We start from the raw sequence: 16,094 nt of genomic DNA, 5'->3' as shown, positions 1-16,094 counted from the left end.
ATTTATTGTGATCCTGTCGTCATTTGGTAAATATCAACTGTAGTTTTTACTAAATATTTACTATCGTTTCCGCATTGCACAGGTGTCGGGAGACGTGACGTGAATAATTGGGAAAACATTGAAAAACAGTCGGAGCACCGGTTGGCGCCGCGCGCGAGCTTCTTCAGCTACGCGGACGCCGGGCAGGCGCTGAGCTTCGATCGCAACGCCAGCCGGCGTTTCCAACTGCTGAGCGGCCGCTGGCGCTTTCGCTTCTTCGAGCACCCGGCGCAGGTGCCGGCGGCATTTTACCGAGAGCCGATGAACGACTGGGGCGATATGGCGGTGCCGGGCATGTGGCAGTTGGAAGGGCACGGCCACCTGCAGTACACCGATGAGGGCTTCCCGTTCCCGATCGACGTGCCTTACGTGCCGACCAATAACCCCACCGGCGCCTATCAACGCCACTTTACGCTCGACGCCGGCTGGCAAGATCAGCAAGTGCTGATCAAATTCGACGGCGTGGAAACCTACTTCGAGGTGTACGTCAACGGCGACTATGTCGGCTTCAGCAAGGGCAGCCGGCTGTGCGCCGAGTTCGACATCAGCCCCTATGTGCGGCAGGGCGAGAATCTGCTGTCGGTGCGGGTGATGCAGTGGGCCGACTCCACCTACATCGAAGATCAGGACATGTGGTGGATGGCCGGCATTTTCCGCGACGTCTATCTGATCGGCCAGAGCGCTACCCACCTTCACGATCTGACGCTGGTCACCACCTTCGATGAGCGCTATTGCGACGCGCAGTTGGCGATCGATGCCGAGCTGCGCCATCTCGGTGTGCAGGCCGCCGAGGGCTGCCGCCTGCAGGCGCAGCTGTTCGACGGCGATCGCTGCGTGGCGGAGCAGTGGCGCGACGATCTGCGCGTCGAGCGGGCGCTGAGCTGCCGTTTCGAACTGCCGGTCAGCCGCCCGCAGCAGTGGAATGCGGAAAATCCCTATCTGTATCAGCTGTTGCTCAGCCTGTATGACGGCGCCGGCAACCTGCTGGGCGTGGTGCCGCAGCGGGTGGGGTTCCGCGAGATTGCGGTGCGCGACGGGCTGATGTACGTCAACGGCCGCTACCTCAAGCTGCACGGCGTCAACCGGCACGATCACGATCACCGCAAAGGGCGCGCCGTCGATATGGCGCGGGTGGAGCGCGATATCGTGCTGATGAAGCAGCACAACATCAACTCGGTGCGCACCGCCCATTACCCCAACGATCCGCGCTTTTACGAGCTGTGCGATCTCTATGGCCTGTTCGTGATGGCGGAGACTGATTTGGAAAGCCACGGCTTTGCCAACGTCGGCGATCTGAGCCGCATTACCGACGATCCGCGCTGGGAGCAGGCCTACGTCGAACGCATCGAGCGCCACGTGGCGGCGCAGAAAAACCACCCGTCGATCATCATCTGGTCGCTGGGCAACGAGTCCGGCTACGGCTGCAACATTCGCGCCATGGCCCGGCGCTGCAAGGCGCTCGATCCGACCCGTCTGATCCACTATGAAGAAGATCGCGACGCCGAAGTGACCGACGTGATCAGCACCATGTATTCCCGCGTGGCGATGATGAACGCCTTCGGCGAATACCCGCACCCCAAACCGCGCATCCTGTGCGAATACGCCCACGCGATGGGCAACGGCCCCGGCGGGCTGTTCGAATACCAGTCGGTGTTCAACCGCCACGCCAGTTTGCAGGGGCACTACATCTGGGAGTGGTGCGATCACGGGCTGCTGAGCCACGACGAACAGGGGCGCGAGCGCTACCAGTACGGCGGCGATTACGGCGACTACCCGAACAACTACAACTTCTGCATGGACGGCCTGATCTACCCGGACCAGCGCCCCGGCCCCGGCCTGCGTGAATACCAGCAGGTGCTGTGCCCGGTGGAGGTGACGGCGGAGGAAGGCGCAGGCGACGTGCTGCGGGTGAAAAACCGCTATTGGTTCAGCTCGCTGGCGGACATCACGCTGAAGGTCAGCGTCAAGACCGACGGCCGCCAGGTGGCGAGTTACGAATTCAAGCTGCCGCACCTGCAGCCGGGCGAGAGCGAAGACATGCACCTGCCGGTGTTGGCGCTGGGGCAGGGGGAAACGCTGATCGACGTGGCGGTGCATAAGGATAGCGCCACCCGCTACAGCGAGAGCGGCCAGCGGCTGGGACATTATCAGCATCTGCGCCGGGCGGCGACGCGGCGACCGGCTCCACCACCGGCCGATGCGCCGGCGCTGCAATGCCGCGAGGAAAATCATCGGCTGATCGTCAGCGGCGGCCGGTTCCAGCTGGCGTTCTCGCTGCTGAGCGGCGAACTGCTGTCGTGGCGGGTAGACGATGAAGAAGTGGTGGGGCGCGCGCCGCGCATCACCTTCTTCAAACCGGTGATCGATAACCATAAACAGGAATATGAGGGGATTTGGCTGCCGCATCACTTCCCCATCATGCAGCAGCACTTCCGCCGCCTCACTCGGCAATGGCAGGGCGAGGATCTGCTGATCGAGGTACATAGCCTGATCGCGCCGCCGGTGTTCGACTTTGGCATGCGCTGCACCTACCGCTGGCGCATCTCCCCGCAGGGCTACGTCAGCCTGGATCTGGCCGGTGAGCCTTACGGCGATTTCCGCCAGATTATCCCGAAAATCGGCCTCGATTTCGGCATCAGCCGCCGTTTCGAACAGGTGGAATACTACGGCCGCGGGCCGGGCGAGAACTACCGCGACAGCTGCCGGGCCAACCTGATCGGCCACTACCGGCAGCGCGCCGACGCGCTGTTCGAACACTATCCGTTCCCGCAGGACAACGGCAATCGGCAGGACGTGCGCTGGCTGAGTTTGCAGGACGCGGCGGGCAAGGGGATCTTCATCCAGCCGCGACGGCCGATCAATTTCAGCCTGTGGCCCTACAGCGCCGAGATGCTGCACCAGGCCCAGCACATCAACGAGCTGGCACCGAGCGACTGCCTGACGCTGAACCTGGACGACCAGATCCTCGGCCTCGGCTCCAACTCCTGGGGCTCCGAAGTGCTGGATACCCACCGGGTCTATCTGGCGCCGTTCAGCTACGGTTTCACGCTGGTGCCGTTCGACGGGCGGCAAACGCAGGGCGCCGCGCTCGCCGGTTATGACTTCGCGCCCGCTCACCACCACCCGCAGTCTGCGGAGGAAAACGCATGATCATTCTCGAATCCCTGGCGGAGTTCCAGCGCATCTATCACAGCGGCAAGAAGTGGCTGCGCTGCATGGATGCGATCGCCAATATCGATCGCATCAGCCCGAACGTGTGCCATTCGATCGGCGACTCGCTGACGTATCGGCTGAGCGTCGGCGCCGGCCGCCAGCACGGTTGGCTGGAGGGCAACCGCCGCTACTTCGACGTGCACTATTACCTCGAGGGGGAAGAGACCGTCGAGGTTGCCGACAAACGGGCGCTGACGACGGTGGCGCCCTATCAGGACGAAACCGACCGCGAGTTTTTCAGCGGCGAAGGCGAGAGGCGCCAGGTCGGCAAAGGCAACGTGGCGATCTTCGAAAACCACCAGGCTCACCGCTTCACAGAAAGCGGCAAGGTAAAAAAAGTCATTTTAAAAGTGACGGTGGAAGACAGCTATTTTGTTAACAAATAGCGCACTCGCCGATCGATAACAACAAACCGAAGTCCCCTACACCATTCGGAGAATCTCTATGGCTGCGTCGAACAGAAACACCATCGGCAAGTTTGGCCTGCTGTCGATGACGTTTGCGGCAGTGTTCAGTTTCAACAACGTGATTAACAACAATATTCAGCTCGGGGTCGCCTCGTCGCCGGTGTTCCTGGTGGCGACCATCATTTACTTCATTCCCTTTTGCCTGATCATCGCCGAGTTCGTCTCGCTCAACCGCAACTCCGAGGCCGGCGTTTATGCCTGGGTGAAAAGCGCGCTCGGCGGGCGCTGGGCGTTTATCACCGCCTACACCTATTGGTTCGTGAACCTGTTCTTCTTCACCGCGCTGCTGCCGCGCGTCATCGCCTACGCTTCTTACGCGTTCCTGGGCTATGACTACGTGTTTACCCCGCTGACCACGGCGATCATCAGCATCTTCCTGTTCGCCTTCTCGACCTACATCTCCAACAGCGGCGCAAAACTGCTGGGGCCGATGACCTCGGTGACCTCGTCGCTGATGCTGCTGCTGACGTTTTCCTACATCGTTCTGGCGGGCGCGGCGGTGCTGGGCGGCATCGAACCGGCCGACCCGATCAACGTGCAGGCGATGACGCCGAACTTCAACTGGGCGTTCCTCGGCATTACCGCCTGGATCTTCCAGGCGGCGGGCGGGGCGGAGTCTGTGGCGGTGTACGTGAACGATGTGAAAGGCGGCAGCCGCGCCTTCGTGAAGGTGATCATCGTTTCCGGGCTGTTCATCGGCGTGCTGTATTCGGTGTCTTCGCTGCTGATCAACGTGTTCGTCCACCGCGCTGACCTGCATTTCACCGGCGGCACGGTGCAGGTGTTCGAAGGCCTGTCGGCGCACTTCGGCCTGCCGACTGTGCTGATGAACCGCTTTGTCGGCATCGTCTCCTTCACCGCCATGTTCGGCTCGCTGCTGATGTGGACGGCGGCGCCGGTGAAGATTTTCTTCACCGAGATCCCGAAGGGCATTTTCGGCGAGAAAACCATTCGTCTGAATCGGCACGGCGTGCCGACGCGCGCCGCCTGGATCCAGTTCTTCATCGTCATCCCGCTGATGCTGATCCCGACGTTGGGTTCCAGCAGTGTGCAGGATTTGATGAACACGCTGATCAACATGACCGCCGCGGCCTCGATGCTGCCGCCGCTGTTCATCATGCTGGCCTACCTGAATCTGCGCCTGAAGTACGACCGGGTGGCGCGCGATTTCAAAATGGGCTCGCGCCTGCAGGGCATCGCCATCGTCAGCGTGCTGATCGCCATCTTCACCGTCGGCTTCTTCGCCTCGACGTTCCCGACCGGCGCCAGCATCATGACCATCGTGTTCTATAACGTCGGCGGGCTGGTGGTGTTCCTCGGCTACGCCTGGTGGAAGTACAACCGCTACGCGAAAAGCCTGAGCGCCGAGGCGCGCTACCACGAAGACATGCCGTTGGCGCGCCTCGTGCTCGAAGCGCAGGAAGGGGCGCAGGCCGGGCAATCCGCGCTGACCACGCCCGTTTGCAATAAACCGCTGTAATTTCTCCTCTATCGGCTCCGTGCTCCGGCGCGGAGTCTCGCTTTGCGCAAAAATCCTGCCCTGGCGCTTGCATAATACATAAGTGAATACTAATGTATTTGTATGAACGAAAATGACATCTTCAAGGCGCTGGCCGATCCGACTCGCCGCACCATCTTCGACAAGCTCGCCGTCGGCAGCATGAACGCCAGCGCGCTGCGCGAAGGGCTGCCCATCAGCCAGTCCGCGATGTCGCAACACCTGGCGGTGCTGCGCAATGCCGGGCTGGTGCGCGAGACGAAGCAGGGGCGCTTCGTCAATTACCAGGTCGACCCGGAAGGGCTGGCGCAGATCGCCGATTGGCTGGCGAAGTACCGCGCCTGGTGGCCGGCGCGCATCGACGCGTTGCAAACCTTGCTGAAGGATATGGATCAATGAACAAACAGGCTGAGCAGCCGCCGCGCGATCGGCTGATATTGGAGTATTCGCTCGATGCGCCGCCGGAAAAAGTGTGGCGAGCGCTCAGCATTCCCGAGCTGCGCGAGCAGTGGCTGCCTCCGGGGGATTTGGCGCAGGCCGAACCGCTGGCCGCCACGCCGGGCGAAGCGGTGAGCTACCGTCTGCGTGACGACCGGCCGCCGTTCCTTGAAAGCGTGGTGACGCTGCAGATAGTGCCGGACGCCGCTGGCGGCAGCCTGCTGCGGATTATCCACCAGCTCGACGCCGCCAATGACGGTTCGGTGACGATGATGCTCGCCGCCTGACGCGTTAAATTCATTTCCCTTTTGCCAACCCAGGAGTTCACCGATGCGTGAGAAGATGATGCTCGTCCCGATGGTGGTGGAACAGACCAGCCGGGGAGAACGTTCCTTTGATATTTATTCGCGCCTGCTGCGCGACCGGATCGTTTTCCTCAATGGCGAAGTCAACGACGACGTGGCCGAAATGCTGTGCGCCCAACTGCTGTTTCTGGAAGCGGAAAACCCGGAGAAACCGATCCACCTGTACATCAACTCGCCGGGCGGGGTGATCACCAGCGGGCTGGCGATTTACGACACCATGCAGTATATCCGCGCGCCGGTGCATACGCTGTGCATGGGCACCGCGCGCTCGATGGGCTCGTTCCTGCTGATGGCCGGAGAGCCGGGCCACCGCATGGCGCTGCCCAACGCCAGCCTGCACGTGCACCAGCCGCTGGGCGGCTTTCAGGGGCAGGCCTCCGACATCTTGATTCATGCCGAAGAGATGAAACGCACCAAAGACACGGTGATCCGGCTGTACGCCAAACATTGCGGCCTCAGCTACGAAGAGGTGGAGCGGGTGTTGGATCGCGATCGCTTTATGACCGCCGACGAAGCGGCGGCCTGGGGGTTGATCGATCGGGTGCTGCGGGAAAAGTAAACGGCTCAGCGGGGCTCGGTGGCCTGCGGCGTGTGCCAAACTCGTTCAAGCCCGAATTCGACCATCGCGAAATAGAGGCTGAAATAGCGCTCCGCCATGATAAAGAACGAACTGTTGAGTTCGATCACCACGTTATTGGTGGTGGTCAGCAGGCCGGATTTTTCCGCCGCCTGCAGAATGCGATTCACGTGCGCGCGTGAGACGGAGCACGACTTGGCGATTTTCGCCGAGGAGAGCAGCAGAAAGGGGGAGTCCTGCCGGATGCTTTCGATATGCAGCATCAGCAGCACCATGTGGCCGGCGTCCTTGCTGATAAACAGCCCGGATTGCGGCACCAGATCGATCAGGTAAATCTCCTTGAGCATCAGCTGCCCGTAGGCGGCGAAAAAGGTGGGCAGAAAGTCGGGCGCCGCCAGCAGCGCCGCGATGGGCATCTGTGGCGCCAGCGCCTGGTAGGGCCGCGCCATCGAGGCGATCAGCGCTTGGGTTTCCGCCAGCGCGTGCGGCGTAGGCTTATAGCGCAGTTGGCGCTTGTCATGTTCACAGGGTTTGACCTCCAGCCGGCGGCCGACCCGCAAAAAGAACAGAAAGGAGTCCAGGGAGTTCTCGCTGATGATGTTCTTCCCTTTAAAAAAGGCTTTGATGTCTTTCAGCCCGGCGGCGGGCTGGTGGTAGTAAATGGACAGGATGGTGGAACAAATGATGAACCGGCTGTTCCTGAAGATGATTTTGTAAAACAGCGGATGCTTCTTGTAGGTCTCCTTCAATAATTCCCCGTGTTTGACGATGGCGGTATGAAATGCCGGTGACTGCCTGATGTTGTTGGCCTGTTTCTCCAGGTGAAACTGTAGCTGGAATCTGCTTAGACTCATTTTTCCCTATTTCCTGTACTTAAAAAATGTACTGCTTTTTATCGTTATGGGGTTGCTGTGTATGACTTGACGATCTGCTGGCCCTGGTCGTTGATGAAGGTGGCCTGAACGGTGATCTGAGAAGGGAGCGTCGGCGCCGCAACGCCGTCGAGGTGATAATCCCGCATGCTGAACGGTGCGGTCATCATGTCGCTTTCTTGCCGCACCGGGTAATCGCGCCTGCCGGTTTGCACGGCGATGCGGGCGAAGGAGAGATAAAACGCCGACCGGTTGTGACAGCGCAGCAGATAGCCGCCCGGCGATTTTTGCAGCGAGAACGAGACGGCCTCGGCCGCGTTTTCGGCGTTTCCCTTTAGCGCTTTGGGGCGGTAGAAGATTTTCATCTGCGTGTTCATCGCCAGCGTCACGCGCGACGTCAGCGGCGGCCTGGTCGGCTGGCTGGGCGGGATCTCATACAGATTAAGCCAGAACACCGACTCCCGGTCGGTGGGCAGGTTCGCGCCGGCAAACAGGATCCGTAGCCCTTTCAGCGCCGAAGGCGGCAGGGCGAATACGCTGGGCAGGGTGACAAACGGCGCGCGCGACAGTTCGGGGGCGGCGTTGACGTCGCCGTTATCGACCCAGGTTTGCGCCACGATCGGATAGCCGTTGGTGTTGAGCAACATCAGGGTTTTTTCCGTGTCGCCCTCGCGGAAAATCACCCGGGTGGCGGAGGCGATGATGCCCGCCTGCGCGCCCATGGCCGCCAGCGCCAGCAGCAGGGCGCATCCGATCGTCAGATATTTCTTTCTCATCATTGCACCTTAACCCAGACGTAGGCCCTGGCGTCCACTTTGCCGGCGGTGACGGTTTGCCCGGGCAGCCGGGCGAGCGTGGCGGTGAGCTGGGTGGTGTAGTGGGTGAACCCCGCCGCGGTGCTGCCGCCGCCGCTGGCGCCGTTGAGCACCGGATACCAGCCGGCGTCGTTGCCCTGCGGGCATTGCCCGGCGCTGCAGCGCGCCCAGCCGACGAAGTTCATCGGCGCGCCGTTGCCGGCGTTGGCGAGCGCGATGCCCACGCCGGTGGCGACGCTGCTGTCGGTGCCGTAGCCGCTGGAGAGCAGGTAGCTCACGCCGCCGTTGGCGCTGACCAGCCCGAGCTGCTGCGCCGCGACATAGCTTTCATACGGCACCTGCAGGCCGAGGGCGGTATTGTTGCTGCTGACGCCGGACACGGCGGCATTGTCACATTCGATATTGATGGTGAACTGCGCCTGTGAGGTTTGCCCGGCGGTCAACTGGCTGACGGATATGGTCGGCAGGATCACCAGCGGCGTGACGTTGCGCGCCACGCAGGTGGCGGTATAGGTCAATGAGGAGATCGGTGCGGTGCCCATGCCCATCGCGTTCCAGCGCCCGGTGCCCCAAGTGGCGTAGTTGGTGGCGGAATCGCTGCCGATAGGATCCGAGGCGATGCCGGGCCCCTGAAAGGTGACATAGCCGTTCGGCTGCGTGCAGGTATAGTTCGAATTGCCGGTGGTCGAGGCCATGCCCACCAGCGGGTTGCCGGCGCTGTAGCCGCAGTAGTTGCTGGCGCCCGCGCCCGGCAGCGAGCTGATGCGGATCAGGTCGGCACGGATGGCGCTGAAGTCTTTCACCCGGATCTGAATTTTGCTGCCGACGGTGGCGTAGCGGGTAATCGGCGCCGACTGCCAGTAGCGGGTAAAAACCTTGCCGGAATCCAGATGGGTCAGGCGGATGCCGACGTAAGGGAAGTAGGTGGCGTAGTAGTTGGGGTTGCCGTCCTGGGCGCCCAGATCGTAATAGCCGCCGACGCGATCGTCGCCGTTGGTGGCGAAGACTTCATAGATCTGTCCCGCGTCGCCGGCGTCGCACTCATACAACACTTTGTTGGGATCGGGATAGCGCGTGCCGGAGGTGAGATCGAACACGCTGGTGCCCAGCGGCGTGCCGACGGGCTGCAGGTAAGTGCTGGTCAGGTTAACCCGGCCCAGCGCCGTGCCCACCCCGCAGGGATCGCAACCGGAATCGATCCAGGGGGCGACCCGGGTGCATTGCGCCAGCGCGGCGGGCGCGCCGCACAGCGACAGGGCGAGCAGAGCAAGGGCGGCGATCGGGTAAGAAATGCGTTTCATCGTCTCTCCTGAGAATCAGTGTGAACGGGCTAGCGGCACGGGGCGCTGAGCCGTTGAATCGGGCCGTCTTCCCCGGCGGGCAGACGGTAATGCAGCGTGCATTGTTGGCCGGGCGCGTCGCCCCAGTTCAGCGTCAGCGCGCCGGCATTCCGGTCGCTGCGCAGATACACCTGATTGGCCTGGCCGACCATGCCCACGCTGTTGCCCGCTGCGTCGAGGACGTTGGCGCCCATCGGGATCGGCGCGTTATCGGGCCGCTGCGCGGTGATCAATAGCGCTTGGCCGCGCACGGTGTTGAAGCGCAGGCGCACCGTGGCGCCGGCGTACGGGGCGACGCGCCGCTGGCCGTCTTCCAGCTCCGCTTTGTCGTTCATGCCCTCGGGGTTCAGCGCGACGGTGTTGTAGTGATAGGGCACCAGCGACGGCGCCAGCGCGTAGCCAAAGCGATCGACGCGCGCCCCCTGGCCGTCCATCACCCGTGCGCCGCTGGCGCCGGGCGCCTCGATCAGGGCGAAGGTGTCGCCGACATACGGCCCTAATGTCACGCCGCCGCGGTGCGCCACCACCGCCCCCTGCAGCGACAGGGAACCTTGTCGATACTGGCGTGCGGTGGAGAACGAGCCGGTGACGTTGGCGTAAGGCAGACGGGTTTGCAGGTTGCCGCCCCAGATGCTTTGTTGGCGATCGTCGTCGGTGGTGAAGTTCAGGCCGTAGCTGACCGGCTGTTCGTCGCCGACGCTGCCCGATAGCGCGGCCTGATAGTTGCCGCCCTGGCCCTGGCTGTGGTTGGCCAACAGCGAGACGCTGGGGGCGGATGATGAACGCCCGAGCGGGAAGCTCAGCGACAGGGCGGTGACGGTCTGCGCGCTCTGCGCCAGCGGCGCGCTGTAGACGTTATCCAACGGCCCGTAGCCGCGGTAGTCGCCGTTGCTGTAGCCCAGGCTGCGGGTGCGGGTGACGGAGAGGTTAAGCGCCACGCCGTTGCCGAAGGTTTTTCCCCAGCCCAGCTGGAGCTGATTGTCGCGGCCGCGCTGATCGCGGTAGTCCTGAGTCGAGCCGGACATCGTCAGGCTGCCGAACGCCCCCATCCCCTGATTGACGGCGACCTCGAAACGCGACCGCTGGCGGTAAGAGTCGGATTGCCAGTTTTGGCCGGTGGCGGCGGCGCGCCGCACGCCGAGCACGTCGCTGAGATCGCGAAAGCCTTCGGTGGAGTAGCGGTAGCCGGCGATGGACAAGGTGGTGTCCGTCGGGCTGAAGGTGCGGCTGTAAGAGAGGTGCAGCATCCAGCCGGCGGCGCCGCCGTCCGGCAGGCTGGCGTGGGAATAGGTGGTATCCATGCCGAACGCGCCCAGCCAGCTGCTGTACACGCCGCCCAGCATCATCGCCTGATAGCCGTCCGCCAACTGGTTGCCGAGGTTGAAGGTCAGGGCGTTGGTCAGGCCGTGCTGCCAGGTCACTTCGCTGAACAGATCGTTGTCGCCGACGTAGCGGGAACGGCCGACGATCGCCGAGTAGCGCGACTGGCCGGGGCGGATGGATTCCGGCACCGCGGCGAACGGCACGGTGAAGGTGCTGACGCTGCCGTCGGCTTCCGTCACCACCACGCTGAGATCGCCGGCGTAGTTGGTGGCGTACAGATCGCTGATGGCGAACGGCCCCGGCGCGACGGTGGTTTCATACAGCGTGCTTTTGCCCTGCAGCACCGTCACGCGCGCGTTGCTTTTCGCCACGCCGCGCACCACCGGCGCATAGCCGCGCTGCGAATCCGGCAGCATGCGGTCGTCCGAACTGAGCTGAATGCCGCGAAAGCCCAGGCCGGAGAAGAAGTGCCCGTCGGTAAAGCCTTCGCCCAACAGCATTTCGCTGCGCCAGGGCAAGATCGCGCGCTGCACGTAGCGGCGGCTGGTGTCCAGATGGCCGCCGAACTCCCGATCGTAGCGGTAGCTGGACTGCTGGCGGTAGCGCCATAGCCCGAGGTTGAAGCCGCCGTTCAGGTTGGCGTAGGTCGAGTCGAGATCGCGGGTTTGCCCCTGTCGGTAACTGACGTGGTACTGGTTGAGGTTGTAATTGACGAAGGCCATCGATTCGCCGCTGTCCAGGCTGGCGGGATTGACGCTGCCGCGCGGCCGGCCGTTCAACAGCGCCTGCGGAATGCTCAGATCCAGCCGCAGCCGCGAGATATCGGCGTTCACCGTGATGTCCTTCAGATCCCGGCCGGGCAGCAGGCATTCCGCTTCGGCGGCCGCCGGCGGATTTTTCAACCCGAAGCGCGCCAGCTGCGGCCGATCGAAACAGGGTAGCACCTGCTTGCCTGCGCGTACGAAGCGAATTTGATCGCGTTCGAGAAACTGGCCATTGAGGTACAGATCGATCTGATAGCTGCCCGGAGCGACGGCGTCCTGTTGGTTGAACTGGCTCAGGGCGCTGTTGCTCAGCACGCTGCCGCGCAGCAGCGCGGGATCGAAGGTATAGCCGTCGGCGGCGGCGCAGCCCAGCGGCAGCGCCAGCAGCGCGCAACACCAGCGTGCGGGCAGCGGCGTCGCCTTGCAAGCATCGAACATGAAAACCTCCCTGTCTGGTGTCAGCGCGCGACGTTCAGGGTGCGTGAGATTTCCACCCCATAGTCATTGATGACGCGCAGTGCGACCTGCCGCACCTCCCCATTCACCGGCCAACTGGCCTGTGAAAACGGCGGGATCAGATCCGCCTGCGGGATGGCGATGCGCTTCGCGCCGCTCAGGATCGCGGCCTGGCTGACGTTGGCGTAGTAGCCGGTCGGGTTGTCGACGCGCAGCGCGTTGCCGGCCTGGCGCAGGCTGAGCCGATCGATGACGTGGTTGGCGTCGCCGGCCAGCCCGGCGGGGCGATAGAACACCTTCAGCCGATTGGTGACCACCAGCAGCAGTTTGTTCTTGTCGCTGTCCGTCTGGCGCACGGCGGGCACCTGCAGGAAGTTGAGATAGAACAGCGATTCGCGATCGCGCGGCAGCGGCTGGCCGACGAACGACAGCCGCACCATCTGCCCGCTGTGCGGATTCATGCGGAAGATCTGCGGCGAGGCGACGAAAGGTGCATCGGCGTTTTCCGGCGTGGATTTGGGGTTATTGATGTCGAGCCAGATCTGCATCAGCGCCGGGGTGCCGTCGTCGTTGGTGAACTGCAGCGTTTTTTCCCGCGCCTCGGCGGGGTAGATCACGCGGTTGCCGAGCAGCGTCACGCTGGCCGAGGCGTGGGTAGCGGCAAAACTCATCAGGCAAAGCGACAGGGCGGCCCATCGGCGGGCGGAGCGGGTTATCTGCGGCATAAACGTGAACCGATAAAGGGAGCGAGTCATTCAGCGCCGCCCGGCGAGAGGCGGCGCTGGTATCAACAGGTATGGCGCCTGACGCCGGCTTATTTGTAGCTAATGGCGAACTGTGCGGTGGCGATCACCGAACCGGCCGCCACGCCGGTGTCTTCCGCGTAGTAGCGAGCCACCAGGTTCTGTGAGGTGGAGGTGGCGTCTTTCGCCAGCGTCATCGCCGACGTGGTGACGGTCGAACCGCTGGCGAACGACAGCGGCGTAGTGGCGTCGCTGTCCAGCAGTTGAATGGACACCTTGGCCGCATCGCCCGCGTTGCCCAGGTTGCCGTTGGTGGTCGGGTTGTTGCCCGCCAGCACGGTTTTGATCGCCGTATCGCTGGTTGCCGCCGCACAGCCGGTCACGTTGACGGTGAAGGTGGTGTCGCCGGCGGTGGCGCCTTTGGTGGCGAGTTTGCTGGCGGCGACGGTCGGCAGCAGAACGACCGGATTGGATTGGTTACCGTTAATATTCACCGAGCAGGTTTGCGTGCTGACTTCGCCTTTAAATTGCACCGTATTGGACGAAGCGGCCGCACAGGCGCCGGAGAGAGCCAGCATGGATAATGCGACTAATTTAACATTCATGTGAAATGCCCTTTAATTTACTTTAGATAAAAGCTTTCCTGACAGTAATAAATTACTGACGTGCGGTTGTTGATTAATCATGTTGCGCAATTGTTTTTTAAACGCGTCGGCAAACATGGATTTTCATCCTAACAAACTAAGAATTTTCCCTATAGATGTTTTGAATAAGGCAATAAGGTTATGGTGCCCGTTGTTACATTTTTTTTCATTTTCGCTTATATCATACAAAATAGAAAATAGATCTATATCATTGCGTTGCGTTTTTATTGGATCGCCAGTTTTTTCTGTTGAAATAATTTGAAACATTCATGCCTTTTTTGCGTATTAATCAACATGCTGACGGTTGCGTGATTATTTGAGAAACATGTTATCAAGATGTTTTATATCGGTGTGCTTTGCAGGCGAATTACCCCAAAAAAGAGCAGCGACAAGCCGCCTGAGGTGTGGAAGCATGCTTTCATGCTGATAAGGAGAATTAAAGTGAGAGTGATTTATATCGACGGTTCACCGCTGTGCCGGCTGGGTATGAAAACATTACTGGGCGGCGGCGTGATAACCTTATCCTCACCCAATATGAATATTATTAAAAATATAATTCCGGCGCCTGATTTAATTATTACGGAGTTTCCTCAGGAGATTTACCGGTTCGAGGCGTATTTAAATTTCATTAAATATTCACGTGGTGAATATAAAGATGTCCGGTTACTGTTCTTTATCGATAAGACTTCGCCGCTGATCCTGGCGTTTATCGCCGCGGCGCAGCCGGATGCGATTTTGCACAAACGGGAAACGCTGCAGGTGGTGCGAGAGACCTGCGCGGCGCTGGTCTGCCGTGAGGAGGAAGGTGAGCGGCGCATGATGAACCGGCATCGGGCGGCGGCAATCACGCCTGGCGAGGCGGCGGTGCTGTGTGAAACCGCGCGCACGGAAGATATTCGCCTGACCGCGCGGCGGTTGAACCTGCACCCGAAAACCGTTTATTCGCACCTCAATAACGCCGGCAAAAAGTTCGGCATCCGCAATCGGGTGGAACTGCTGAAGATGATTGCGCTGCTGTAGCGCGCCGTTAGCGGGTTTTGCAGCGGCAGCGATTCGCCGGTCACTCGGCGGCAAACCGGCCCTCGGCGTGGAAGGGGGAAATGGGAGAGTCTGAGTCTGGGGAGATAAAAACAAAAATCCACGCCGAAGCGTGGATTTTTCCGTTTCCGGCAGCCGAGAGCAATGCTGCGGGGAAGGGCTTAGACGTTGAACAGGAAGTTCATTACGTCGCCGTCTTTGACGATGTAGTCTTTACCTTCGGAGCGCATTTTGCCGGCTTCTTTGGCGCCTTGTTCACCCTTGTAGGTGATGAAGTCGTCAAAGGCGATGGTTTGCGCGCGGATAAAGCCTTTTTCGAAGTCGGTGTGGATCTTGCCGGCCGCCTGCGGAGCGGTGGCGCCGACCGGGATGGTCCAGGCGCGCACTTCTTTCACGCCGGCGGTGAAGTAGGTCTGCAGGTTCAGCAGTTCATAACCGGCGCGGATCACGCGGTTCAGGCCCGGCTCTTCCAGGCCCAGCTCGGCCATGAACTCGTCGCGATCTTCGTCTTCCAGCTCCGCGATGTCGGATTCCACGGCGGCGCACACGGCAACCACCACGGAGCCTTCGGCGTCGGCGATTTTACGCACGGTGTCCAGGTACGGGTTGTTCTCGAAGCCGTCTTCGTTGACGTTGGCGATGTACATGGTCGGCTTCAGGGTCAGGAAGCTCAGGTATTTGATCGCCGCTTTGTCTTCGTCGCTCAGATCCAGCGCGCGCAGCATGCCGGCGTTTTCCAGGTGCGGCAGGCATTTCTCCAGCGCCGCCAGCTCGGCCTTGGCGTCTTTGTCGCCGCCTTTGGCTTTCTTCTGCACGCGGTGGATGGCGCGCTCGCAGGTGTCGAGGTCAGACAGCGCCAGCTCGGTGTTGATCACGTCGATGTCTTCGGCCGGATCGACCTTGTTGTTGACGTGAATGATGTTGTCGTTCTCGAAGCAGCGCACCACGTGGCCGATGGCTTCGGTTTCGCGGATGTTGGTCAGGAACTGGTTGCCCAGGCCTTCACCCTTGGACGCGCCTTTCACCAGGCCGGCGATGTCGACGAATTCCATGGTGGTCGGCAGAATGCGCTGCGGCTTGACGATCTCGGCCAGCTTATCCAGACGCGGATCGGGCATCGGCACCACACCGGTGTTCGGTTCAATGGTGCAGAACGGGAAGTTGGCTGCTTCAATGCCCGCTTTGGTCAACGCGTTGAACAGGGTGGATTTGCCTACGTTAGGCAGGCCGACGATACCGCATTTGAATCCCATGTTGTAATCACCTTAAATATCTTAACTATCAGCCGGTTAGGTTTAATCGACTGCATAAAGGGCAAAATAATGCCGCCATTATACACGTAATGGGCGTTTATCTCGATCAGACTTGTTTGGCCGGGGCGAGCGCAGCGCCCGCGGCCGGTTTTTGATTGAGATTTGGATCACATTTACCCATACTGGCCGTTCCGATTAACCGACAGGAAACGCGCCGGATGTATTTCTTGCCTACGCCACCCTGAGCTG

At 61.3% G+C, this 16,094-nt stretch carries 14 protein-coding genes; 7 read left to right on the top strand and 7 right to left on the bottom strand.

Annotated features, from left to right (window positions below; translation table 11 throughout):
- The first annotated feature begins 99 nt into the window (after positions 1–99).
- From ebgA to ACSBQQ_RS08645, 6 genes are all read left to right on the top strand, one after another.
- Complete coding sequence (gene ebgA / locus ACSBQQ_RS08670; protein ID WP_060435797.1) at positions 100–3,189, top strand: beta-galactosidase subunit alpha; 3,090 nt, start codon at positions 100–102, stop codon at positions 3,187–3,189.
- On the top strand, positions 3,186–3,638 hold the full coding sequence (locus tag ACSBQQ_RS08665; protein WP_060428517.1) for a beta-galactosidase subunit beta: 453 nt from the start codon (positions 3,186–3,188) through the stop codon (positions 3,636–3,638). Before ebgA ends, ACSBQQ_RS08665 begins: the two co-directional genes overlap by 4 nt.
- 58 nt (positions 3,639–3,696) lie before the next feature.
- The gene (locus ACSBQQ_RS08660; protein ID WP_033646408.1) at positions 3,697–5,199 is read left to right on the top strand and encodes an amino acid permease; all 1,503 of its coding nucleotides are present in this window, start codon (positions 3,697–3,699) and stop codon (positions 5,197–5,199) included.
- A 102-nt stretch (positions 5,200–5,301) separates the two neighbouring features.
- A complete protein-coding gene (locus tag ACSBQQ_RS08655) occupies positions 5,302–5,616 on the top strand; it encodes an ArsR/SmtB family transcription factor (protein ID WP_033646407.1) in 315 nt (104 codons plus the stop codon).
- Entirely contained in the window at positions 5,613–5,942 is a 330-nt protein-coding gene (locus ACSBQQ_RS08650) for an SRPBCC family protein (protein WP_033646406.1), read from the top strand. The genes ACSBQQ_RS08655 and ACSBQQ_RS08650 overlap by 4 nt, the downstream gene beginning before the upstream one ends.
- Positions 5,943–5,985: 43 nt before the next feature.
- Positions 5,986–6,579, top strand: coding sequence for an ATP-dependent Clp protease proteolytic subunit (locus ACSBQQ_RS08645; RefSeq protein WP_060428519.1), 594 nt, complete (start codon positions 5,986–5,988; stop codon positions 6,577–6,579).
- A 5-nt stretch (positions 6,580–6,584) separates the two neighbouring features.
- Here ACSBQQ_RS08645 and ACSBQQ_RS08640 read toward each other — a convergent pair whose 3' ends face one another.
- The 6 genes from ACSBQQ_RS08640 to ACSBQQ_RS08615 are packed head-to-tail and all read right to left on the bottom strand — an operon-like array spanning position 6,585 to position 13,515.
- Positions 6,585–7,451 (bottom strand): hypothetical protein, encoded by an 867-nt coding sequence (locus tag ACSBQQ_RS08640; RefSeq protein ID WP_060425000.1) that lies wholly within the window; start codon positions 7,449–7,451, stop codon positions 6,585–6,587.
- 44 nt (positions 7,452–7,495) lie between these two features.
- Positions 7,496–8,245, bottom strand: a complete 750-nt coding sequence (locus tag ACSBQQ_RS08635) for a fimbrial biogenesis chaperone (RefSeq protein WP_060424999.1) — start codon at positions 8,243–8,245, stop codon at positions 7,496–7,498.
- The gene (locus ACSBQQ_RS08630) at positions 8,245–9,585 is read right to left on the bottom strand and encodes a fimbrial protein (protein WP_033638147.1); all 1,341 of its coding nucleotides are present in this window, start codon (positions 9,583–9,585) and stop codon (positions 8,245–8,247) included. Before ACSBQQ_RS08630 ends, ACSBQQ_RS08635 begins: the two co-directional genes overlap by 1 nt.
- A gap of 29 nt (positions 9,586–9,614) precedes the next feature.
- A complete protein-coding gene (locus tag ACSBQQ_RS08625; RefSeq protein ID WP_060428521.1) occupies positions 9,615–12,149 on the bottom strand; it encodes a fimbria/pilus outer membrane usher protein in 2,535 nt (844 codons plus the stop codon).
- Between the two features lie 20 nt (positions 12,150–12,169).
- Positions 12,170–12,922 (bottom strand): fimbrial biogenesis chaperone, encoded by a 753-nt coding sequence (locus tag ACSBQQ_RS08620; RefSeq protein ID WP_223182005.1) that lies wholly within the window; start codon positions 12,920–12,922, stop codon positions 12,170–12,172.
- 59 nt (positions 12,923–12,981) lie between these two features.
- On the bottom strand, positions 12,982–13,515 hold the full coding sequence (locus ACSBQQ_RS08615) for a fimbrial protein (protein ID WP_015377562.1): 534 nt from the start codon (positions 13,513–13,515) through the stop codon (positions 12,982–12,984).
- 375 nt (positions 13,516–13,890) lie between these two features.
- Between ACSBQQ_RS08615 and ACSBQQ_RS08610 the strand changes: the two genes are divergently transcribed.
- A complete protein-coding gene (locus ACSBQQ_RS08610; protein WP_230200357.1) occupies positions 13,891–14,574 on the top strand; it encodes a helix-turn-helix transcriptional regulator in 684 nt (227 codons plus the stop codon).
- Positions 14,575–14,753: 179 nt separating this feature from the next.
- On the opposite strand, the gene ychF is transcribed toward ACSBQQ_RS08610, so the two are convergent.
- Complete coding sequence (ychF, locus tag ACSBQQ_RS08605; protein ID WP_049211448.1) at positions 14,754–15,845, bottom strand: redox-regulated ATPase YchF; 1,092 nt, start codon at positions 15,843–15,845, stop codon at positions 14,754–14,756.
- Positions 15,846–16,094 lie beyond the last annotated feature (249 nt).

Origin of the sequence: Serratia sp. G204Y (assembly GCF_051172435.1) — a bacterium.
GTDB classification, from domain to species: Bacteria; Pseudomonadota; Gammaproteobacteria; order Enterobacterales; family Enterobacteriaceae; genus Serratia; species Serratia sarumanii.
Note: the sequence above shows the minus strand (reverse complement) of the source record. Positions and strands in the feature narration are given on the sequence as shown.